The sequence below is a fragment of the Candidatus Accumulibacter similis genome (assembly GCA_013347225.1).
Taxonomy (GTDB): domain Bacteria; phylum Pseudomonadota; class Gammaproteobacteria; order Burkholderiales; family Rhodocyclaceae; genus Accumulibacter; species Accumulibacter similis.
Genome location: CP054595.1, coordinates 1492502 through 1513902, shown reverse-complemented (window position 1 = coordinate 1513902; position 21401 = coordinate 1492502). Strand labels below are relative to the sequence as shown.

17 protein-coding genes and 1 pseudogene are annotated in these 21401 nt (G+C 67.8%); 5 read left to right on the top strand and 13 right to left on the bottom strand.

Annotated elements, in window-relative coordinates; translation table 11 throughout:
* Positions 1–102: 102 nt before the first annotated feature.
* The 3 genes and pseudogenes from HT579_07005 to HT579_06995 all read left to right on the top strand — a co-directional run bounded on the left by HT579_07005 (position 103) and on the right by HT579_06995 (position 5989).
* Positions 103–1140, top strand: a complete 1038-nt coding sequence (locus tag HT579_07005) for an integron integrase (GenBank protein QKS28692.1) — start codon at positions 103–105, stop codon at positions 1138–1140.
* Positions 1141–1216: 76 nt separating this feature from the next.
* A pseudogene (gene hrpA, locus HT579_07000) lies at positions 1217–5204 on the top strand (ATP-dependent RNA helicase HrpA).
* A 26-nt stretch (positions 5205–5230) separates the two neighbouring features.
* Positions 5231–5989 (top strand): competence/damage-inducible protein A, encoded by a 759-nt coding sequence (locus HT579_06995; GenBank protein ID QKS28691.1) that lies wholly within the window; start codon positions 5231–5233, stop codon positions 5987–5989.
* A gap of 77 nt (positions 5990–6066) precedes the next feature.
* On the opposite strand, the gene HT579_06990 is transcribed toward HT579_06995, so the two are convergent.
* From HT579_06990 to HT579_06965, 6 genes are all read right to left on the bottom strand, one after another.
* Complete coding sequence (locus HT579_06990) at positions 6067–6615, bottom strand: phasin family protein (GenBank protein QKS28690.1); 549 nt, start codon at positions 6613–6615, stop codon at positions 6067–6069.
* Between the two features lie 198 nt (positions 6616–6813).
* Positions 6814–7365: a phasin family protein gene (locus HT579_06985; GenBank protein QKS28689.1), complete on the bottom strand. Its 552-nt coding sequence runs from the start codon at positions 7363–7365 to the stop codon at positions 6814–6816.
* A 319-nt stretch (positions 7366–7684) separates the two neighbouring features.
* A complete protein-coding gene (gene lptA, locus HT579_06980) occupies positions 7685–8293 on the bottom strand; it encodes a lipopolysaccharide transport periplasmic protein LptA (protein QKS28688.1) in 609 nt (202 codons plus the stop codon).
* The gene (lptC, locus tag HT579_06975) at positions 8290–8886 is read right to left on the bottom strand and encodes an LPS export ABC transporter periplasmic protein LptC (protein ID QKS28687.1); all 597 of its coding nucleotides are present in this window, start codon (positions 8884–8886) and stop codon (positions 8290–8292) included. The genes lptA and lptC overlap by 4 nt, the downstream gene beginning before the upstream one ends.
* Positions 8883–9431 carry a phenylphosphate carboxylase subunit delta gene (locus tag HT579_06970; GenBank protein QKS28686.1) on the bottom strand — a complete coding sequence of 183 codons (549 nt, stop codon included), beginning with the start codon at positions 9429–9431 and terminating at the stop codon, positions 8883–8885. Before HT579_06970 ends, lptC begins: the two co-directional genes overlap by 4 nt.
* Positions 9431–10414: a KpsF/GutQ family sugar-phosphate isomerase gene (locus HT579_06965; GenBank protein QKS28685.1), complete on the bottom strand. Its 984-nt coding sequence runs from the start codon at positions 10412–10414 to the stop codon at positions 9431–9433. The genes HT579_06970 and HT579_06965 overlap by 1 nt, the downstream gene beginning before the upstream one ends.
* A gap of 111 nt (positions 10415–10525) precedes the next feature.
* On the opposite strand from HT579_06965, the gene HT579_06960 reads away from it, so the two are divergent.
* The gene (locus tag HT579_06960) at positions 10526–12493 is read left to right on the top strand and encodes a cation:proton antiporter (GenBank protein QKS28684.1); all 1968 of its coding nucleotides are present in this window, start codon (positions 10526–10528) and stop codon (positions 12491–12493) included.
* Positions 12494–12563: 70 nt separating this feature from the next.
* Here HT579_06960 and HT579_06955 read toward each other — a convergent pair whose 3' ends face one another.
* Complete coding sequence (locus tag HT579_06955; protein ID QKS31544.1) at positions 12564–13253, bottom strand: prepilin-type N-terminal cleavage/methylation domain-containing protein; 690 nt, start codon at positions 13251–13253, stop codon at positions 12564–12566.
* 299 nt (positions 13254–13552) lie between these two features.
* On the opposite strand from HT579_06955, the gene HT579_06950 reads away from it, so the two are divergent.
* Positions 13553–15280: a sensor histidine kinase gene (locus tag HT579_06950; protein QKS28683.1), complete on the top strand. Its 1728-nt coding sequence runs from the start codon at positions 13553–13555 to the stop codon at positions 15278–15280.
* Here HT579_06950 and HT579_06945 read toward each other — a convergent pair.
* From HT579_06945 to HT579_06920, 6 genes are all read right to left on the bottom strand, one after another.
* The gene (locus tag HT579_06945) at positions 15277–16563 is read right to left on the bottom strand and encodes an adenylate/guanylate cyclase domain-containing protein (GenBank protein QKS28682.1); all 1287 of its coding nucleotides are present in this window, start codon (positions 16561–16563) and stop codon (positions 15277–15279) included. The genes HT579_06950 and HT579_06945 overlap by 4 nt on opposite strands.
* A 206-nt stretch (positions 16564–16769) precedes the next feature.
* Positions 16770–17507 (bottom strand): prepilin-type N-terminal cleavage/methylation domain-containing protein, encoded by a 738-nt coding sequence (locus HT579_06940; GenBank protein ID QKS28681.1) that lies wholly within the window; start codon positions 17505–17507, stop codon positions 16770–16772.
* A 211-nt stretch (positions 17508–17718) separates the two neighbouring features.
* Complete coding sequence (locus tag HT579_06935) at positions 17719–18705, bottom strand: hypothetical protein (protein QKS28680.1); 987 nt, start codon at positions 18703–18705, stop codon at positions 17719–17721.
* Between the two features lie 3 nt (positions 18706–18708).
* Positions 18709–19155, bottom strand: a complete 447-nt coding sequence (locus HT579_06930; GenBank protein ID QKS28679.1) for a hypothetical protein — start codon at positions 19153–19155, stop codon at positions 18709–18711.
* A 66-nt stretch (positions 19156–19221) separates the two neighbouring features.
* Positions 19222–19857, bottom strand: a complete 636-nt coding sequence (locus HT579_06925; protein ID QKS28678.1) for a hypothetical protein — start codon at positions 19855–19857, stop codon at positions 19222–19224.
* Complete coding sequence (locus HT579_06920) at positions 19854–21398, bottom strand: hypothetical protein (protein QKS28677.1); 1545 nt, start codon at positions 21396–21398, stop codon at positions 19854–19856. Before HT579_06920 ends, HT579_06925 begins: the two co-directional genes overlap by 4 nt.
* Positions 21399–21401: the final 3 nt, after the last annotated feature.

The window sequence follows — 21401 nt, the reverse complement described above, 5'->3', positions numbered from 1 at the left end:
GCGTCCTCGGCAGGTGGCTCGGCAAGTGCGATATCCCGCGGCGGCTGGTGTATACTGGATGTATGTCCATGCATTTCGCTGATTGTGAAGGACTTCCCAGACATGAACACCCCTGCCCCTCCGCAAGACACACCTCCGGTTCCCCGATATACACCTCGCGCAACCGGGAATTCCACCCCAGCGCCCCGGCTCCTCGACCAGGTGCGCGCCCAGATCCGCCTGCGCCACTACAGCATACGAACCGAGACACAGTATGTCCAGTGGATCAGGCGTTTCGTGCTCTTCCATCACAAGCGCCACCCGCGCGAGATGGGGGCAGCCGAGGTCGAAGCCTTTCTCACCCATCTCGCGGTGGAGGGACATGTCGCCTCGGCAACACAGAACCAGGCGCTGTCGGCATTGCTGTTCCTCTACCGCCAGGTGCTCGGTGTCGAACTGCCCTGGCTGGACGACGTGGTGCGCGCCAAACAGCCGGAGCGCTTGCCGGTCGTGCTGAGCCGCAGCGAAGTGCAGCGGGTGCTGGAGCGGATGGAAGGTGTCCACGGTCTGCTTGTGCGCCTGCTCTACGGCACCGGAATGCGCCTGATGGAAGTGATTCGCCTGCGCGTGAAGGACGTGGATTTCGCGCAGGGCGAGATTCTGATCCGTGACGGCAAGGGAGCGAAGGATCGCGTGACGATGCTGCCGGAGGCCGTTGCGGCCGATCTGGGTGAACACCTGCGGCGGCGGAGGCTGATTTTCGAGGACGACCTGCGGCTGGGCAAGGCTGCGGTCTACTTGCCCGACGCGCTCGAGCGCAAGTACCCGAACGCGAGCACGTCCTGGCCCTGGCAGTATGTCTTCGCCGCCCGGAGTCATTCGGTCGATCCGCGCAGCGGCGTCGAACGCCGCCATCATCTCGACGAGAAGCTGCTGCAGCGGGCGATGAAGAAGGCCGTCACCGCCGCCGGCATCGACAAACCGGCGACGCCGCACACCCTGCGGCACTCCTTTGCGACGCACCTGCTCGACAGCGGCTACGACATTCGCACCGTCCAGGAACTGCTCGGCCACGCCGACGTAGCGACGACGATGATCTACACGCACGTCCTCAAGCGCGGCGGGCGCGGCGTTCGCAGCCCGCTCGATGCGCTCCTCTGAGCCCGTGTCGGCCTGATGTCCTCAGCCTTCGAGTCCTCGTGTCCGCTGCGCGCGGGTGCCGCCCGGCAACGCGAGCATGCCCGCCGCTTTCCTGTGCCGCGATGACCGCGAAGCCCGTTCCCGCCGCCAGCCGTGCGCCTGCCGCGCCCGCCAACCCCTTCGCCGACTGCCTGGCGGCCGACCAGCGCCGTCTGCGCTCGCTGGCGCGCGACCTGCGGCACGTCTTCGGCTCCCGGCGCGATGCCTTGCAGGCCGAGAGCGCGCGACTGCTGGAGCGCTCGCGGGCGGCGGTCGCCGCACGCCGGGCACGCCTGCCGCAGCCGGAGTTTGCCGACGACCTGCCGGTCAACGCCCGCCGCGACGAGATCGCGGCGCTGATCGCGCAGCACCAGGTGGTCATCGTCTGCGGCGAGACCGGCTCCGGCAAGACGACGCAGATCCCGAAGATCTGCCTCGAGCTCGGTCGCGGCACGAGCGGCCTGATCGGCCATACGCAACCGCGGCGGATCGCCGCCCGCGCCACGGCGGCGCGCATCGCCCAGGAGTTGCAGAGCGAGCCGGGCCGCCTCGTCGGCTACAAGATCCGTTTCAGCGACCGCAGTTCGCCCGATGCCTTCATCAAGCTGATGACCGACGGCATCCTGCTCGCCGAGACGCAGGGCGACCCGTGGCTCGAGCAGTACGACACGCTGATCATCGACGAGGCGCACGAGCGCAGCCTGAACATCGACTTCCTGCTCGGCTTCCTGAAGCAGTTGCTGCCGAAGCGGCGCGAGCTGAAGCTGATCATCACCTCGGCGACGATCGATGCCGGGCGTTTTTCGCGCCACTTCGACGACGCGCCGGTGATCGAGGTGTCGGGCCGGCTGTACCCGGTCGAGCTGCGCTACCGTCCGCTGCAGACGGTGGCGGGCGACGGCGCGACCGGCACGGCGAACGGCGCCGCTGCCGACGACGAGCGCGACCTCTACGACGCCATCACCGACGCCTGCGACGAGCTGCATCGCAGCGGCCCGGGTGACGTGCTGGTCTTCCTGCCCGGCGAGCGCGAGATCCGCGAGGCGGCCGAGGCGCTGCGCAAACACCACCCGCCGCACACCGAGATCCTGCCACTGTACGCCCGCCTGTCGGCGGCGGAGCAGAGCCGCGTCTTCCGGCCGCACGTCGGGCGGCGCATCGTCCTGGCGACCAACGTCGCCGAGACCTCGCTGACTGTGCCGGGGATCCGCTACGTCGTCGACACCGGCCTGGCGCGCGTCAAGCGCTACTCGTACCGCAACAAGGTCGAGCAGTTGCAGATCGAGAAGATCGCCCAGGCCGCCGCCAACCAGCGTGCCGGGCGCTGCGGCCGCGTCGCCGCGGGCGTCTGCATCCGGTTGTACGAGGAGCAGGATTTCGCGCTGCGGCCGGCCTATGCCGAGCCCGAGATCCTGCGCTCGTCGCTGGCCGGCGTCATCCTGCGGATGAAGGCGCTGCGCCTCGGCAACGTCGAGGACTTTCCCTTCCTCGAGGCGCCGCCGCGCAAGGCGATCAGCGACGGCTACCAGTTGCTGCTCGAACTCGGCGCCGTCACCGCCGAGCACGCGCTGACGCCGGTCGGCCAAGAACTGGCGCAGATGCCGCTCGACCCACGCCTCGGGCGGATGATCGTCGCCGCGCGCGCCGAGGGCTGCCTCGCCGAGGTGCTGGTGATCGCCGCCGCGCTGTCGGTGCAGGATCCGCGCGAGCGGCCGCAGGAGCGCCAGGGGACGGCCGACGCGGCGCATCGCCGGTTGGCCGACGAGCGCTCCGAGTTCGTCTCCTGGCTCAAGCTCTGGCACTGGTACGAGGAGGAACTGGCGCACCGCAAGTCGCAGCGCAAGCTGCTCGAGGCCTGCCGCGAGAACTTCCTTTCCGCCCTGCGCATGCGCGAGTGGCGCGACGTCCACAGCCAGTTGCACGCACTCGCGGCCGAGCATCGCTGGCAGGAGAACGGGCAGCCGGCGAGCTACGAGGCGATCCACCGCGCGCTGCTCGCCGGGCTGCTCGGCAACATCGGCTGCAAGTCCGAGGAATCGGGGCACTACCTCGGCGCCCGCGGCATCCGCTTCCTCGTCCATCCGGCGTCGCCGCTGCAGAAGAAGGCCGGCAAGTGGATCGTCGCCGGCGAGATCAGCGAGACGACGCGCCTCTTCGCCCGCTGCGTCGCGCGCGTCGAACCGCAGTGGCTGGAAGAGGTCGGCGCGCACCTGCTGAAACGGAGCTGGTTCGACCCGCACTGGGAAAAGAAGGCGATGCAGGCGGTCGCCTTCGAGCGCATCACGTTGCACGGCATCGTCGTCGAGCCGCGGCGGTGGGTGAACTTCGGGCCGATCAATCCCGAAGAGGCGCGCGAGATCTTCATCCGGCAGGCGCTGGTCGGCGGCGAGGTGAGCGAGGAGTTCGCCCGCCGCTGGGATTTCTTCACCCACAACCAGCAACTGATGCTCGACATCGAGACGCTCGAGCACAAGTCGCGACGACCGGACGTACTGGTCGACGACGAACTGATCTTCGCCTTCTACGACCGCCTGATCCCGGCCGGCATGTACAGCGGCGCCGCCTTCGACAAGTGGCGGCGCGAGGCCGAGCGCGAGACGCCGCGGCTGCTGCACCTGCAGCGCGACGACCTGATGCGCCACGAGGCCGCCGGCATCACCAGCGAGGCCTTTCCGCATCAACTGCGGCTCGGCGGCGTCGACTACGAACTGGGCTACCACTTCGAGCCCGGCAGCGCGCGTGACGGCGTGACGCTCTGCGTGCCGCTGGCGCAGCTCAACCAGATCCCGGCGGCGCGCTGCGAGTGGCTGGTGCCCGGCCTGCTGCGCGAGAAGGTCGTGCAACTGGTGAAGACGCTGCCGCAAAGGCTGCGTGCGAAACTGGTGCCGGTGCCCGAATTCGCCGCCGACTTCGTCGCCCAGGTGGCGCCGTCCGACAAGCCGCTGTTGCTGGCGCTGGTGCACTTCATCGTCCAGTCGCGCGGGCTCAACGCCCGCGGCTGGGAGATCACTCCCGACGCCTTCCGCGCCGACGCGCTGCCGCCGCACCTGTCGTTCAATTTCCGCCTGCTCGACGAGAACGGCCGCCAGCTCGGCATGAGTCGCAACCTGAACGAGCTGCGCGCCGAGTGGGGACGCGAGGCGCGGCAGGAGTTCGCCGAGCTGCACGAGACGCCCGGCGAGCATGCGGACCTGCGCGACTGGAGCTTCGGCGAACTGCCGGAACTGATGGAGGTCGATGCCGGCGGCGGGCAACTGGTGCTCGGCTACCCGGCGCTGGTCGCCGACCGCGAGAGCGTCTCGCTGCGCGTCTTCGATTCGCCGGCCGAGGCGGCGCAGGCGCACGGCACCGGGCTATTGCGCCTGTTCATGCTGCAGTTCCGCGAGCAGTTGAAGTATCTCGAGAAAAACCTGCCCGGACTGAACCAGATGGCGATGCAGTTCATGGGTCTCGGCACCCTCGACGACTTGCGCCGGCAGCTGCTCGACCTGAGCTGCGCCCGCGCCTGCCTCGGCGAACCGTGGCCGCGCGACGCCGCCAGCTTCCGCGCCCGCTGCCTCGAGGCGAAGCCGCGGCTGACGTTGCTGGCGCAGGAGATCTGCCGCCTGGTCGGGCAGATTCTCGCTGACTGGCAGGCGCTGCAGAAGAAATTGCCGGCGTTCAAGCCGTTCGCGGCTACCATCCAGGATGTCGAAGAGCAGCTCGCGCGCCTGATCCACAGGCGCTTCGTCATCGACACGCCGTTCGAGCGCCTGCAGCACTATCCGCGCTATCTGAAGGCGATCGCGCTGCGGCTCGACAAGCTGAAGGCTGCCGGTGCGGCAGGGGCCGCGCGTGATGCGCGGCTGCTCGCCGAGCTGGCGCCGCTGGCAGGCAGCTACCAGCGGCGGGCCGCGGTGCTTGCGCGGCAGGGCCTCGCCGATGCGCAGCTCGAGCAGTTCCGCTGGCTGCTCGAGGAGTTGCGCGTGCAGTTGTTCGCGCAGGAGCTGCGCACGCCGGTGCCGGTGTCGACGAAGCGGCTGCAGAAGATGTGGGAGAGCATGTGAATGGCAAAGGGCCAGGGAGAGCGGCAATGAAGAGTTTCGGGGCGATCATCATCGGCGACGAGATCCTGTCGGGAAAGCGCGTCGACCGGCACTTCGCGCGCATGGCCGAACTGCTGGCGGAGCGTGGACTGCGCCTGTCGTGGGTCGAGTACCTTGGCGACGAGCGCGCGCGCATCGCCGACAGCCTGCGCCGCAGCCTCGCCGCCGGCGACATCGTCTTCTCGTTCGGCGGCATCGGCAACACGCCCGACGATCACACGCGGCAGGCAGCGGCGGCGGCGCTCGGTGTCGACCTGGTGCTGCACCCCGACGCGGAACGCGAGATCCGCGCCCGCTTCGGCGCCGAGATCACCGACGTCCGCCTGCTGCTCGGCACCTTCCCGCGCGGCGTGGACATCGTCCCCAATCCGTTCAACCGCATTCCCGGCTTCCGCGTGCGTGACCACCACTTCCTGCCGGGCTTCCCGCAAATGGCGCACCCGATGGCCGAATGGGCGCTCGATACCTTCTACGCCGATCTCTGTCGGCAGCAGGAGCGGGTGGACAAGGCGTTCCTGCTCACCGGCAGCAATGCCTACGAGAGCGCGCTGCTCGACCTGATGGAGCGGATCGTCGCCGATTTTCCGCGTCTGCGGCTGTTCAGCCTGCCATCGATGGCCGAGGACGGACAGCGGCGCTACCTCGAACTTGGTGTCGAGGGCGAGCCGGAACTCGTCGAGCAGGCGATGACGGCGATCCGGCACGAGGTCGAGCGGCGCGGCATCGGCTGGCAGTGGCGTCCGTGACCGGCCGCCCGTGAACGAACAACCCCGGCCGCGGCCGGGGTGTCTGGCGGGGAGATCGGACTCCCCGGGGCGAAAGCCTACTTCTTCGGCACGAGGGCAGCCGCTGCCTGAGCGGTGGCGCTGTTCGCCGCCTTGACATTGGTGTCGACGATGTCGGTCATCTGCTTCGCCATCTGCGAGATGTTCTCGAAGGCGGTAGTGGTGACGTTGACCATCTGTTTCATTGCCGAGCCGAAGACATCGCCGGCCACCGGTGACGAGAGACCGGTCTTCTCGATCAGTCCGGTCGCACTGTGGCGGACGTTGTTGTACTGGTCTTCCATCACCGAGGTGATTTCGCGCTGCATGTTGGCCGACAGGTCATACAGGTTGCGCGCGTACTCGAGCAGCTTGTCGACGTTCGGGCGGGCGATCGCGCCGGCGATCTCGCCGAGTTGCTGCGGGTCCTTGACGCCGAGGAGCTGCTGCGCGCCGTTGGCGCTGCTGTTGAAGAGTTCGCGGCTGGCGGCCAGGTTGAGGGCGGAGAGCTGCTCGAGGCCCTGAAAGGCGGTGCGAACCAGGGTCATCATGACCTGTGCGTTGGCTTTCTGGCTCTCGGCGAGTTTTTCCAGATCGATAGTGCTCATTGATACCTCCGTGGTGATAAGGGTGCTGCGGGCATGCGGCAAGAGCTGCGTACCCCGATGTTCCTGTTGCTGGATCAAGCCCTGCATGGCAGCCGCCTGCAGGGCTGCAGCGAAGACACCCCCGGGAGTATCTCGGGGGGCCCTTCGCTCACTCTGCAGTCGCGGCGCGCACGCCCGACCGGCCGTGTTCGACGCAGCCTACTTCTTGGTCACCGCGGCCGTGGCGCCGACCGCCTTGACCGTCGCGTTGGTCGCGGCAGCGACATTGGCTTCGGCGATGTCGGCAACCTGCTTGGCGGCCTTGTTCATGCTGTCGAAGGCCGAGGTGGCGGCGGCGACGGCGGACTTGACGGCATTGACGGCGACGTCCGATCCGGGAGGTGCGTTCCTGGTGGCCTTCTCGAGCAGCGCGACCATCTGCTTCTGGAAGTCGTTGAACTGCGCTTCGAGCAGCTTGCTGATCTCTTCCTTCGACTGCGCCGAGATTTCATAGACGCTGCGCGTGTAGGCGACGGCCTTTTCCAGGCCTGGCTGGGCCAGCGATGCCTGCAGGGCGAAGAACTCCTGTGCGTCCTTGGCGCCCAGCATTGCCTTGGCATTGGCAACGCCGTCTTCCAGCATCGAACGGGCGGTGTTCAGGTTGAGCGCTGCGATCCGCTCGGCACTGGCCAGCGCGGTGTTGGCAAGGGTCAGCATCGCATCAACGGAAGCCTTGTTGGCGGCGGCGAATTGTTCGGGGGTGTTGAACATGGCAATCTCCTCAAAAAGTGTGGATACAACACAACATGTGCAATGATCAAGGCACCAACCGTTCGGCTTGACTGCCCCCCGGTGTTTTGCTGCACTGCACCATGGAGCGAATTATAGGCGTTGCCGCCGGCTTGTCAACAACTTTTTGCTGCAGCGCACCAAAATATTATTTCCATGATTTCATTGTGATTGTTTCATACCAAGCGGAAATCCCGTGGTCATGGTCCATCTCCTGCCCCGCCGCATGGCGGGACAACCCGGCAGTTGAGCAGGGCCAACAGGCTGCGAGCGCGGCGTCGGCGACCGGCGCGACGGGATGTCAGTCGTTGCGCGGCGCGACCCTGGCCGCGGGTTTGAGGTTCAGCGGCTCCTTCCTGGTCTCGGTGACGGCGTCGCCCTTCGCCTTCGGCTGGATGATCGCGCGCACGCGCGCCTGAGCCTCGCCGCTGGCGGCCTTCGTCGTCCCGGCGCCGGTGGTGACGAGGAACTTCTCGTTGATCGCGTCGTAGGAGATGTAGCGGCCGCGCACTTCGTCCTGTCCGCTGCGCACCCAGGCGCGATTGAAGAACTGCGTCGTATCGGAGCGCGCGTCGTATTCGATGCGCTCGGCCTCGCCCTCGACATACTCGTCGACGCCGTCCCGCTTCTGCCGGAAGCGAGCCAGACCGTTCGCACCGCCGGTCGCCGTCGCCTTCTGGAAGCCATCGGCGTCCTGCGTGACGACCAGGCGCGCGGTGCGCAACTCGGTCGTTCCCTGGATCAGAACCGCGTTGCCCTCGAGCGTCTGCACCTTGTTCAGGTCGTCGAGGCTCAACCGGTCGGCCTCGAGATGGATCGGCTTCTCGCGATCGGCCCGCTCGGCCAGCGCCGGCGGGGAAACGGCAACAAGAACGCCGCTCAGACAGGCGCTGCAAATCGTCTTGTTCATGTCTTCGGTTTCTTCTTCCTGGCGAATGGACTCTCGATCTCCCCGCGGACCTGGGACTCGAGAACGTAGGTCTGCAGACCGTGGTCAACCTGCATGCCGACCCCCTGCACCCACGATGGCCCCTGGGTGATCAGCACCTTGCTGCGGGTGAAGCCGCGCTTCTCTTCGGTCAGCACGGTGAGTTCCGGCATCTCGGCCAGCAGCGCGGCCTGCCTGCCGCTGGCGGCGCGGCGTATTTCGACCTGCCCGCTGAGCTCGACCTTCTCGGCCTTGGCGGTGGCGCGCGCTTCGTTGGCGCGGATGGTGACCGTCGGCTTCGCGGGCGACACGTAGGCGAGCCTCGGCTGCAGCAACTCGCTCGTCTCGTCGTCCGGGTAGTGACGCACCTCCGCTGCCTCGATCCGGTAGAGCAGCGCACCGTCGGCGTCGAGCTTGTGCCCGCGGGCGTCGCTGAGAATTGCGTCGGGGTCGTGCCGGTTGCGGCCGTCGCGCGCGCCATCGGGCAGCTCGGTCGCGAAGCGCAGCCAGGCCGTCAGTGCCACCAGCACCAGCATGATGGTCAACGGCAGAACGGCGCTGCTCCACTTCTTCATCGCCGGTCCGGCGCCACGTAGGGTGCGATGAGGTCCTGCAGCCGGCCCTGCGCCTCAAGGATGAACTCGCAGGCCTCGCGTACCGCGCCGCGGCCGCCGTCGCGGCCGGTGGTCAGCCAGGCATGCTCGCGAACCAGCGGATGCGCGTCATGCGGCGTCACCGAGAAGCCGCAGGCGCGCATCAGCGGCAGATCGGGCAGGTCGTCGCCCATGTACCCCGCCTCGGCCACATCAAGCCGCAGCTCGGCGAGCAGCCGCCGCATCTGCGCCAGCTTGTCGTCGACCGCCTGATGGAGATGCACGATGCCCAGGTTCTGCGCCCGCAACTCGACACAGCGCGCGCGCCGGCCGGTGATGATGGCCACCGTGATGCCGGCCTCGGCAAGCAGCTTCAGGCCAAAGCCGTCGAGCGTGTTGAAGGCCTTGAGCTCGATCCCCTCGTCGCTGTAGAACAGCGAGCCGTCGCTGAGCACGCCATCGACGTCGAAAGCCATCAACTTGAGGCGACGCGCGCGCATCCGCGCCTCGCTGCGGGAGTCGCTCATCAGATCACCTTGGCGCGGAAAAGATCGTGCATGTTGAGTGCCCCGACCAGGATTCCGCCCGGGTCGACCACCGGCAACTGGTTGATCTTGTGCTCTTCCATCATGGCCACCGCTTCGACGGCCAGCCGGTCGGGAGCGATCGAGCGCGGACTGCGCCCCATGATGTCGGCCGCCGACAGCGTGCGCAGGTCGAGGCTGCGCGCGAAGGCCCGCCGCAGGTCGCCGTCGGTGACGATGCCGATCACCCGCCGTTGCGGGTCGACGACGGCCGTCATGCCGATGCCGCCGCGGGTGATCTCGAGGATCGCGTCGTGCAGGCTGGTTGCCGGCGACACCTCGGGCAGACCGGGGCCGCTGTGCATGACGTCGCGCACATGCGTCAGGAGGCGGCGGCCCAGCGATCCGCCGGGATGCGAACGGGCGAAATCGTCGACGCCGAAGCCGCGTGAGTCGAGCAGCGCCACCGCCAGCGCGTCGCCGAGCGCCAGCGCAGCCGTCGTGCTGGCGGTCGGCGCCAGGTTGAGCGGGCACGCCTCCTGTGCCACTGCCGCGTCGAGGTGCACGTCCGCTTCGACGGCGAGCGACGATTGTGGATTGCCGGTCATGCTGATCAGCCGCGCTCCCTGCCGCTTGATGATCGGCACGATGGTCAGCAGTTCGGCGCTCTCCCCCGAATGGGAGATGGCGATCAGCACGTCGTCGCGGGTGATCATGCCGAGATCGCCATGGCTCGCCTCGGCGGGATGGACGAAATAGGCCGGCGTGCCGGTGCTGGCGAAGGTCGAGGCGATCTTGCGCCCGACATGCCCGGACTTGCCCATGCCGCTGACGATGGTCCGCCCCGGACAGTTGAGGATCAGCCGCAGTGCCTGCAGGAACTCGTCGCCGATGCGCGAGGCCAGCGCCAGCACGGCATCGGCTTCGATTCGCAGCACCTGCCGGGCAAGATCGAGCGCCTTCGCGGATGGCCGTGTTTGGCTCATGAGGTGGCAGCGGTTATCATGCCGCGAGTATAACAGAAGGGCATCGCCCGCTCACCCGGCTGCGGCCGCCGACCGCCGACTGCCAACTCGCGACCAGACACGGACCGGAAGATGGAAACGCTGCCGACGATTCTCATGCTGCTCGCTGCCTCGGTGGTGTCGGTGATCGTCTTCCGGTCGCTCGACCTGCCGCCGGTGCTCGGCTACCTGCTGGTCGGCACGCTGATCGGTCCGCACGCGTTCAACCTCGTCGGCGGCTTCGCCGGCGCGCAGCATCTGGCGGAGTTCGGGGTGGTCTTCCTGATGTTCTCGATCGGCCTCGAGTTCTCGCTGCCGAAGCTGCATGCGATGAAGCGCATCGTCTTCGGCCTCGGCCTGCTGCAGGTCCTGCTGACGCTGACGCTGGTGGTCGCCATCGTCGTCGCCCTCGGGCTCGGCTGGCAGGCCGGCGTCGCGCTCGGCGGCGCGCTCGCCATGTCGTCGACCGCCGTGCTGACGAAGCTGCTCAGCGAGCGCCTCGAGCTCGACTCGCCGCATGGGCGCGAGGTCATGGGCGTGCTGCTGTTCCAGGACCTGGCGGTGGTACCGCTGCTGATCCTGATCCCTTCGTTCTCCGAATCGCCCGAGCGGATGGCGACGATGATCGGCGTCGCCGCGCTGAAGGCCGCCGTCGTCCTGTCGCTCGTGCTCTTCCTCGGGCAGCGGCTGATGAACCGCTGGTTCTTCATCGTCGCCCGCGGCAAGTCGGCCGAGCTGTTCATGCTCAACGTCCTGCTGGTGACGCTCGGCCTCGCCTGGCTGACCGAACTCGCCGGGCTGTCGCTGGCGCTGGGCGCCTTCGTTGCCGGCATCCTGATCTCGGAAACGCAATACCGGCACCACGTCGAGGAGGACATCAAGCCGTTCCGCGATGTCCTGATGGGGCTCTTCTTCATCACCATCGGCATGCTGCTCGACGCACCGCTGGTGCTGGCCAACGCGCCGCTGGTACTGGGCGTCCTGGCGCTGCTGCTGACGCTCAAGTTCGCCCTCATGTGTGGGCTGTCACGGCTTTTCGGCGCCACCCCCGGCAACGCCATGCGCACCGGTCTGTGGCTGTGCGCCGGCGGCGAGTTCGGCTTCGTCCTGCTGGCGCAGATGGGGCCGCTGCAACTGGTGCCGCCGCTGGCGCTGCAGTCGGTGCTGGCGGCTCTGGTCCTCTCGCTGCTGCTGGCGCCGATGCTCGTCGAGTACAGCAACCGCATCGTCCTGCGCTTCGCCGCCAGCGAGTGGCTGCTGCGCTCGATGCAGCTCACCAGCCTCGCGGCGCAGACGATGAACACCGAGCGGCACGCGGTGATCTGCGGCTACGGCCGCAGCGGCCAGCATCTGGCGCGCTTCATGGAGCAGGAGGCGGTGGGCTACATCGCCCTCGACCTCGATCCCGAACGAATCCGCGAGGCGGCGGCGGCCGGCGAGAACGTCATCTTCGGCGACGCGACGCGGCGCGAGACGCTGCTCGCCGCCGGGGTCACCCGCGCCAGCGTGCTGATCATCGCCTTTGCCGACACGCGTGCCGCCGAACGCGTCCTCGACCAGGTGCGCAGCCTGGCGCCGCGACTGCCGGTGGTCGCGCGAACGCTCGACGAAAGGGACATCCCCGCCCTGCAACAGGCCGGTGCGGCGGAGGTGGTCGCCGAAACCCTCGAGGCCAGCATGGTGCTTGCGGCGCACGCGCTGCGCCACCTCGGGGTACCGATGACGGAGGTGATCGAGCGCTTCCGGCAGACGCGAGAGGCCGGCTACCGGACGCTGCGCGGCTTCTTCCACGGTGACGACGACCTCACGGCCGACGGTGCCACGACTGACGAAGCACGCCTGCACTCGATCCTGCTCGCCGAGGGTGCGCACGCGGTCGGGCGCACCCTCGGCGAACTCGGGCTGCAGGCGCTCGGGGTAGAGGTGACGGCGGTTCGCCGACACAACATCCGCGCCCTCGAGCCGGCAGCCGAGACCCGCTTTCGCACCGGTGATGTCGTCGTGCTGCTGGGGTCGGCCGCTGCCCTGGCAGCGGCCGAGCAACGGCTGCTGCAGGGCTGAGCGAGGGCGGGCGGCGCGGCAGCGGCCGGCTGGCTGGCTGCCGCGCCGGCAAGCGCGCAGCGCCGCAGGCTCAGTACGCCGCGCAGACGATGTACTGGTTGCCGTCCACGATGGCGTTCGTGGCCGTCGCCGCGGCGCCGCGTGCCGAGCCGGTAGGCACCGCCTGCACCGAACCGCCGGCGGTATTGCCGTCATCCATCGTCGTGTCGATCTGCCTGACGTAGCGGCCGAGGATGCCATCCGAACAGACGAAGAACGAGCCGCGCATGTTGAGGATGAACGGCGCCTGGCCACCGGTCATCTCGACACCGATCAGACCGCCATCGGCATTGCGCGGCCGGTAGGCGGTGTCGGCGAGCAAGGTCGGACCGGTCGTCAGGTTGGCCTGCCGCACGTGCTGCCAGAAGAGCGAGGTTTCATCGGTGAGGACACCGGTGCCGTTGGCGTTGCCCGCCAGCCACGTGCCGTCGATGCGGCCGTTGTTCTGCGCACAGTCGGCGCCGGCCGGCGCGCAGGCAGCGGCAATGCCGACGCCGAAGGCGTCGTTCAACTGGTTCTGGTTCTGGTCGCCGGGGAAAGCCTTGAAGCGGTCCTGGTAGGCATACACCAGGCTCGAGACGCTGCGGAAATCGCCGATCATGTTCTTCACCTTGGCACTGTTGATCATTTCCTGGCCCTTCAGCACCCCGCCCAGCAGGAGCCCGATGATGACGAGTACAATGGCAATCTCGACCAGGGTGAATCCCGACTGCTGCTTCATTTGGTTCATTTCTTCCTCCTGTCCATGTCCGGTGCCAGAGGTGACAAGCACTTTCCGTGCCAGCCAAATGCGGCTGATTTGGCGCCCGGAGACCCGCAAGCTGTCGAATTCTCGACACTCCTGTCGAAAGTCGGGCGGCAAAGCGGCGCCGGCGCCCGGGGCAACCGGCTCGCCTGCCGCCGCGGCGGGGCCCGGAGGCGGCGCCAGGAGTCCCGCAAGCGCCGCCTCTGGCGAGCTGCGGCGCCCGCAGCATTGCCGCGGCGATGGCGAGCGGGCGGCGCGGCAGCGGGGCGGCACGCGTGAGACTGCTGCAGCGCATGGGCACGGCGTTGCGCCAGCGCCAGCGTTGGCTGCTGATCTCGCTGCTCGTGTTCCTGCACCTGGCGCTGGTCGCCGGCGCCGCGTCGCTGGTCGGTCTCCTCTGCTGGCTGGTCAACGTCGGCCTGTTCATCCTCTGGCAGCCATTCATCTACGCCGAACGGAAGGTCGATCTCAGCGGCCTGGCGGTGATCACGCTGCTGCTTGCCTGTGGTGCCATCTGGTACGGCTGGTGGCTGCTGATCGTCTGGGTGGTCATCCTCGCCGCCCTGGTCGGCGGCCGCGTGATGTTCATCGATCACCGGCCGACCCGCATCTTCTACCTCGTCGGCTTTGCCTACCTGCTGGCGGCGCTGCTGTTCTGGCTGGTGCCGCAGATCGTGCCGACAGCCCTGCTCAACGGCCCGGCGCTCGAGCGCGAATTCGCCTGGGGCATGCCGCTGTTCCTGCTGCTCATGACGCTGCTGCCACTCTCGCGGGAAAGCGATCGACCGGGCGGCGCGATGGTCGATCTCTTCTACAGCCTGTTCATCTTTCTCCTGATCGCCGTCCTCGTCCTCGGCAGCCTGGCGTTCATGCTCCTGCGCCAGGCGGGCTACTTCGAGGCGGTGATCAACACGCTGGTGTCGATCGCCGTCCTGCTGCTGCTGATCGGCTGGACCTGGAACACGCGTCCGGGCTACACCGGCATCGACGTCTTCTTCTCGCGCTATCTGCTCAGCATCGGCCTGCCCTTCGAGCGCTGGCTGCACCGCCTGACGACGCTGGCCAGCGACGAGAACGAGCCCGAGAAGTTCCTCTCACAGGCGCTCGCCGAGATGCTTGACCTGCCCTGGGTGGACGGCGGCCACTGGATCGCCGGCGGCAGACAGGGCTCCTTCGGCAGCGAATCGCGCCATCGCCAGGAATTCCCCGGGCAACCGCTGCAGCTCACCCTGTACACCCGTCACAAGCTCAGCCCGGCGCTCGTCTGGCACTTTCACCTGCTGGCGCAACTGGCCAACGAGCACTACGTCGCCAAGCTGCGGGCGCGCGAACTTGAGCAGGTGAGCTATCTGCGGGCGATCCACGAAACCGGCGCCCGCCTGACGCACGACGTCAAGAACCTGCTGCAGTCGATCGACGGCCTCTGCTATCTCGCGCAGACCGTGCAGGGAAACGACGGCGAGCGTCTCGAACTGCTGCTGCAGCGCCAGTTGCCGCAGATCAGCCAGCGACTGCAGCAGACGCTGGCCAAGCTGCAGAAGCCACAGAGCGAAATCGGCGGCATGCTGCCAGCCGCCATGTGGTGGCGCATCCAGCAGCAGCGCTACGCGGGCTCGCCGGTGCGCTTCGTCGCCGACGAGATCGACCCGCAGGCGATGCTGCCGACGACCCTCTTCGACAGCGTCGCCGACAACCTGCTGCAGAACGCACTGCTCAAGAGGCAGGTGGAAAACGCGCTGCAGATCCGCGTCACCCTCGCCGCCGACGCTTCGCTGCTACGCGTCTGCGATGACGGCAGCCCCGTCAGCGACACGGTTCTCGGCGACCTGCTGCAGGCGCCGGTCGCCTCCGAAAACGGTCTCGGCATCGGCCTCTACCACGCCGCGCGCCAGGCCGCCAGCAACGGCCATCGACTGCGGCTGGCGAGCAACCTGCCGGGCCAGGTCTGCTTCGAGTTGCGCCGCTGCCCAACCACTGACGCCGCCGCTGCCGCTGCCGTCTAGGCGACGACCCGCGTCGCCACGCGGCGACCGATCAGGCGGTGGACGATCATGCTGCCCTTGCCCTTGACCTGGATCGTCAGCGGCTCCTGAAAGTCGAAACTGTTGCAGAGCCGCCGGTAGGTCCGCTGATCGACCTGAACGATCCCCGGAACCCCTTCGGTGGTGACGCGACTGGCGATGTTCACCGTGTCGCCCCAGAGGTCGTAGATGAACTTCTTCTTGCCGACGACGCCAGCAACCACCGGTCCGGTGCCGATGCCGATCCGCAACTCGAGATGCATCTCGTTGACGCTGAAGTCGTGGTGCAACAGGGCACACATCTCGAGTGCCATGTCGGCCAGTGACTCGGCGGGGTTGCGGCAGGCATCGTTGAGCCCGGCGGCGACCATGTAGGCGTCGCCGATCGTCTTGATCTTCTCCAGCTCGTATTTCTCGGCCAGTTCGTCGAACGAGGAGAAGATCTTGTTGAGCATGCTGAACACCTGTTGCGGGGTCAGTCCTTCGGCGACGCGGGTGAAGTTCACGATGTCGGCGAACATCACCGAGACCTCGGCAAAGCCGTCGGCGATCGTCTGGTCGCTGTCCTTCAGGCGCTTGGCGATCGGCCCCGGGAGGATGTTGAGCAGCAGCCGTTCCGAGCGATCCTGTTCGATCTGCAGCAGGCGGTGCGCTTCCTGCAGACGCTGCTGCGCCCTGTGCTTCTCGCCGTCGGCGTAGCGCAGCAGGAGGTAGACGATGGTCGACACGGCAACGAAGTTGAGCGCGAAGAAGAACGCCGTCGTGCGCAACGGCACCTTCGGCGGCTGCGCCAGCAGCGAGTCGGCGAGGTAGAAGTCGAAGGCGCCGGAAAGGACGGTGAGAAAGACATAGGCGAAGAACCATGCGCCGGATTCGCGCGGGCCGATGAACAGGACGGCGCCGATCGGCGCCAGCAGCGCCCAGAGGCTGATGCCGCTGGCGTCGATGAAGCTGCCGATGCTCCATTGCGCGACGAAGGGCATGAACAGGAAGAGCGCGAGCTGAACCTGGCGAAAGAAGTTGAAGTTCAGCGTCCACAGGTACAGCAGCAGGTTGCCGACCAGCAGGAGTTGCAGGCCAAACGGCAGGTTGGACGAGAAACGCGGCCCCAGTTGCCAGTAGATCAGCAGCCAGGCAACCGAAGCAAAGCAGATCAAACCGGTGGCAAAGAACAGCAGCGACTTCTGCAGACGCAGCTCTTCCGGGTCGTCCGCGGCCACGCCGGCAGTACGCAGACGGGTGAGGAAGGTTCGGCCAGCAGTCACCGCCGCCCCGACCCGCAGCGGAACGCCGGGGTACGCTCGCCGTGCGCGATGCAGCCGCCTGCCGACCGATGACGGAGCGACGCGCGAGAGGAACGGGCGGCGCCTGCGTTCGCCGCCCCGCGACTACCCACCACCCGCCGAGGCGACCGCGCCCACGCTACCGGCGCATGCAGCCGGCGCCGGCGGCCGGGCGGCGCTGCGATCGTTCACGGGAGCTTGCCCACGCCGATCAACCGGCTGACGAGAATGGCGCGCGGAACCCAGCTGACCTCGTCGTCGAAACCGCTGCCGGGGTTCCGCGCCCGGCTGACGAAGACGGTATTCGCCATCGCCGTGCCGGCATTCGTCAACTGGTTGTCGATTTCGTCGACCACCTCGCCGCTCGGCAGTTGCACGCCCGCGCGGTTGTAGCCGCCGCGGCCATTGGCACCGTGCGAAATGACCACCACCGGCAGCCCGCCGGCCACCATCGTTCCGCCCACCGCTGCCGAGCGAACGTCGAGGGTACCGGGAGTGGCCAGGTCGAAGGCCGCACTGCGCGGCGCCGTCACGCGCTGGGCAAAGGCCGGCGTCACGCGATACGAGTAGCGCTGCCCCCACGCGTCGGTCTCGGGGACGCCAAGCGTCACCCACGGCACGACGCCGGAGGCGTTCGGACAGTTATCGCCAACAAGCGCCGCTTCCAGCCCGGCGCCGGCAACTCCGCTGGCGATCGTGGCAGCAGCCGGACAGGGCAAGCGGCCGTTGATGACGGCGAAGCCAAGCAGCGCCTCCCTGATGTCCGCGAGATCCTTGCGCGTTTCAGCGGTCATGCGGACGTCCATCTGTGTCGCCAGCGGCGACAGCAGACCACCGAGGACGAGCGCAACGACAACGAGGACAACCGCCAGCTCGGTCAACGTAAAGCCCGGACTCGGCCTGGCGCGCGATGGCAATCTGTTCATGCGGGCACCTCACTGGATCTGAAGGCATTCCGGCAACCGGGTAGCCCCCGCTGCCGCCGAAGCAGGAAGATCGGCAACGAACTGCGTCCTGACGACGCTGCATGCGAGGCTACCATTCTAGTGTGTGCCTTGCGCAAATACAAAGGCTCCGTCGGCTCGAGTCGCTGCCAGGTCCGGCCGCCAGAGCTGCCGGCAGGCGTTCGCCGGCGGCTCAGGGACAGGGGGGGCTGGCTCCAGCGACATCCATCGTCGCCGTGCTGCCGGTGATGCCGATCCGCGCCAGGCAGGCAGCGAGCTGCGTGTAGCCGAGCAGCCGCCACCAGTCGTTGGCGGTCAGCCAGGCGGAAGCCGCCGCGCTGAACGAGAGATCGCGGTGCGGCAGCCGGCCCGTCGTCACACCCGCATCCGCCCAGCCGTCGCTGTCGCCGTCGGCGGCCGGGAAGCTGCCGTTGAGCGCCTGGTAGCCGCGCAGGCCATGGTCGGGAAGGCTCGCGTTCTGGGCACGCGCACGGACCTCGCCGAGAACACGCTGATTGACGACGCGAAAGAGCTCGTCACGCGTGACGGCCAGGACGTTGTCGTTGAAGACCGCCGTCTGCGGCCCGGAGACGAAGTCCTGATCGCCGTCGCTGTTGCTGCCGTCGAGATAGCCGGCGACCGCGTTGCCCGGTCGGCCGTTCTGACCGGCCAGCGGCGAGCCGGGAGCGAAGATGATCGCCGCGACATTCGGTGCTCCGTCGAGACGCAGTTGGGGAACGGTTTCGAAGTTGATCGGCTGCGCCGAGTCGTCGTCGCGCAATGCGGGCGCCAGCGCGTACCACAGCAACTGGCCGGCGTCGTCGCGGAGCTCGCCGACATCGAGCGTCTGCCAGGGCAGACGCCCGATGTAGGTCGGACAGTGGTTGCCGACGAGCAGTGGCGCGATGCCGCTCTCGTCGATCGCCGGACACGGCAGGCTGCCAGGACGGTTGTCGTCGCCGGCCGCCCGAGCGACCAGCGCCTGCCTGGCCTGGAAGAGCGCCGCTCCGGCAGCCTCCTTGCGCGCCACCTGGAACTGTGTCGTGTTGAGTTCGCCGAGCAGGAGATACAGTCCCCAGAGTGTCAGCAGGGTGAGCAGGGCCAGCAGCGCAACGCCGGCCTGGCGCCGCGGCGAGCCGTTCGGCGACTTCCTGCTGTTGACGCCGGTTCGCCGCCGCATCGGCTATCTCTTCGGCAGCGGGCGACGATGAACGATGATCGTGCCGCCATTGAGGAGATCCTGCGTCTCGCCGGTGCTGCTGTTCACCGTCTCCCCGACGCGCGCCCGGACGGCCGGCAAGGCGTCGGTACGGACGACCACCCGGCCGGGATCGTCGCGCTGCGCGCCGACGCTGACGCCGCTGCCGACGTCGCCCTCGCTCTGCGGGTTGCCATTGATCCAGGCCGTTCGCCGGCCGCTGCTGCGGGTGACGATGCCGTCGATGGTCAGCGTCGGCTCGCTCTGTACCGCCTGCTGGTCGAGGACGTTGGTCTGCCGCTGGCGATCCAGCTGCTGCCGTCGCTCTGGGGTGAAGAAGAGGCGATCGAGCGCCTCCTCGGCGAAGGCCGAACACGGCATCGCCAGCCACAGGCCGACAGCCGCCAGGCTGCCAGCCATCAGTCGCATCATCGCACGCCACCGCTCATCTTCTGCCTGCACTTGGTTCCCCCGCCGCTGCGCGCCAGCCCCGGCGCCCTACCGCCCGGCAGACCTGTTGTCGTCCGGCGGATGCTTCCTGCCCGTCTCACGCGCCGTCAGCCAGTCCACATCGCATTCGGCAAGCAGGTTCGCCCGGCCGCCGGCACGCTCCTCCGCCCCTGCCGGCAGCCGTTCGACATGGCAGCGATTGATGCGGATCAGAGCCTTCGCCTGCTGCCGCAGATCGGCGAGAAAACGGCTGAGGTCCTCCTCGTGCAGCAACTTCAGCTCGAGCTTCATCGAACTGAGGTAGAAGGCGAAATCACCGACCTCGCCGCTGTCCAGCGGTCTTTGCGGCGACAGCTCGTAGCGCAGGTCGAGCAGGCGGTGCCGGTCGCGAATGTCCTTGAGCAGCTCGATCCATTCCAGCCGCGGCTCTTCGCCAATCATGCCACGCTCCTGCAGGCTGTTGAAGAGGAGCGACTTGTTCTTGATCTCGCTTTCTTCCTCGCGCACCCGCCTGAGCTTGCCGTCAGCCTCGCTGCGCTGTGCGAGTGCAACCGTGCGTGCCTGCTCGGCAGCGTCGCGGAAGCGGTTCGCGGCGTACAGGGTCGCGGCGCCGACCACGACCATCAGCAGTGCCGCCAGCGCACTGACCTGGACCTTCGGCCAGTCCTCGGCAGTGAACTTCATGCCGCGAGCAGCCGCCGCAACTGCAGCCGGAAGGCGCGCGGCTGCCGGTCCTCGGCGGCTGCATCGCCACCCTTCAGCGCCTTGCCGGACTCGACATCGAAGGGCTGTTGCAGCACCTCGACGTCGAGCTGCGGATTGCGCCTGAGCGCCTCGAGCAAGCGATTGAAGACGGCCAGCACCTGCCGCGGGTTGCTCTCCTCACCGAGACGGATGCTGCCGCGAACGATGATCGTCTCGCCGTCGGGCGCCGGCTGCACCCTGCCCTTGCCGTCGCCACCGCCGACCGACCGCGGCGTCGGCGCCGCCGGCGTCAGCTTCCAGTCGAGGCCATCGAGCTCGACCGCCGGCACTCCGTGCAGCGCGCGACCCAGCTCTCGCCACAGGTAATCCGGCGACCCCGTGGTTCTTTGCAGCTCGAGGTAGCGATCGACCACCCGCCGCAGGTTGTCGTTGCTGGTCGGAATCGGCGGGAAGGTCCTGACGATCTCGTCGTAGCGCCGGCGTGCCAGAGCCGTCTCGCTGGCGACGAGATCCACCTCCTGATTCACCTGGTAGCCATCGTAGAACTGTTTGCCCGCCCACAGCAGGCAGGCCGCCAGAACCACCGCGCCAGCGCCCTGCAGCGCCGAGCGGACGAGCCAGAGGTGATAGCCATGGCGTTGTTGATCGTTGGCGAACTGGCTGCGCGGCGGCTCGCTGGCCAGCAGGTGCAACAGCAGTCGTTCGCAGCGACTGTCGGTCGGCAGCGTCGCCAGGCCGCTGCGCTGCGCGCAGTCGACGAGGTCAAAGATGGCGAAGGTCAGCGTTTCGCTGTCCACACAACTGCTCTCGATCGCACCGATGGCCTGCGGATGCGCGACGACGCAGGCGCGGATCGCCTGCTGCCGACCGAGCAGGCGCTGACTGACGAGATACTGCTGCAGCTTGCGTGCCTCGGCAGCGAAGGTCTGCGCGATGCCGCCGATGCTGCTGTTCTGGAGCGGGCTGAGTCGGCTGAACTGGAGCTGTCCCTTCTCCAGGTAGCTCTGGCGGATCGACTGGTCCTGGATCGTCAGCAACAGGCAGCGCTCGTCGGCGACGCCAAGCTTCCTGAGCAGCGCGGGCCCGAGCATCGACAGCGAATGCACGCCGGCGAGCGCCACCCCGGAACTGGCGAGCGCCGCCAGCCAGGGAGCGAAGAACTCGTTGTTGGTCAGCGCCGCCAGCAGCACGCGCTCATCCTTGCGCCGCGACTTCTCGTAACCGAGCGACTGCGAGGTGGTCAGCGTCGCGCTGAAGAAATGCTGCCCGATCTTGCGCGCGATCACCGTTTCGCGGTCGTCGCCGCGCAGGAACGGGATCTTCTCGATGTGGAAGCCTTCGTCGGCGACGTTGACGAGGAGCCAGAAGAGGCTCTTGCGCTGGCCGGCGAGGTAACGCAGAAAGCGCAGCCGCCCGCCCTCGGAGACCTCGAAGGTTCCCTCTTCGGTCAGCGTGCCGGCATGCCAGAGGCAGGCGGTCAACTGGTGCGCGCTGAGATAGAGCAGGCGGCGATCATACATGGC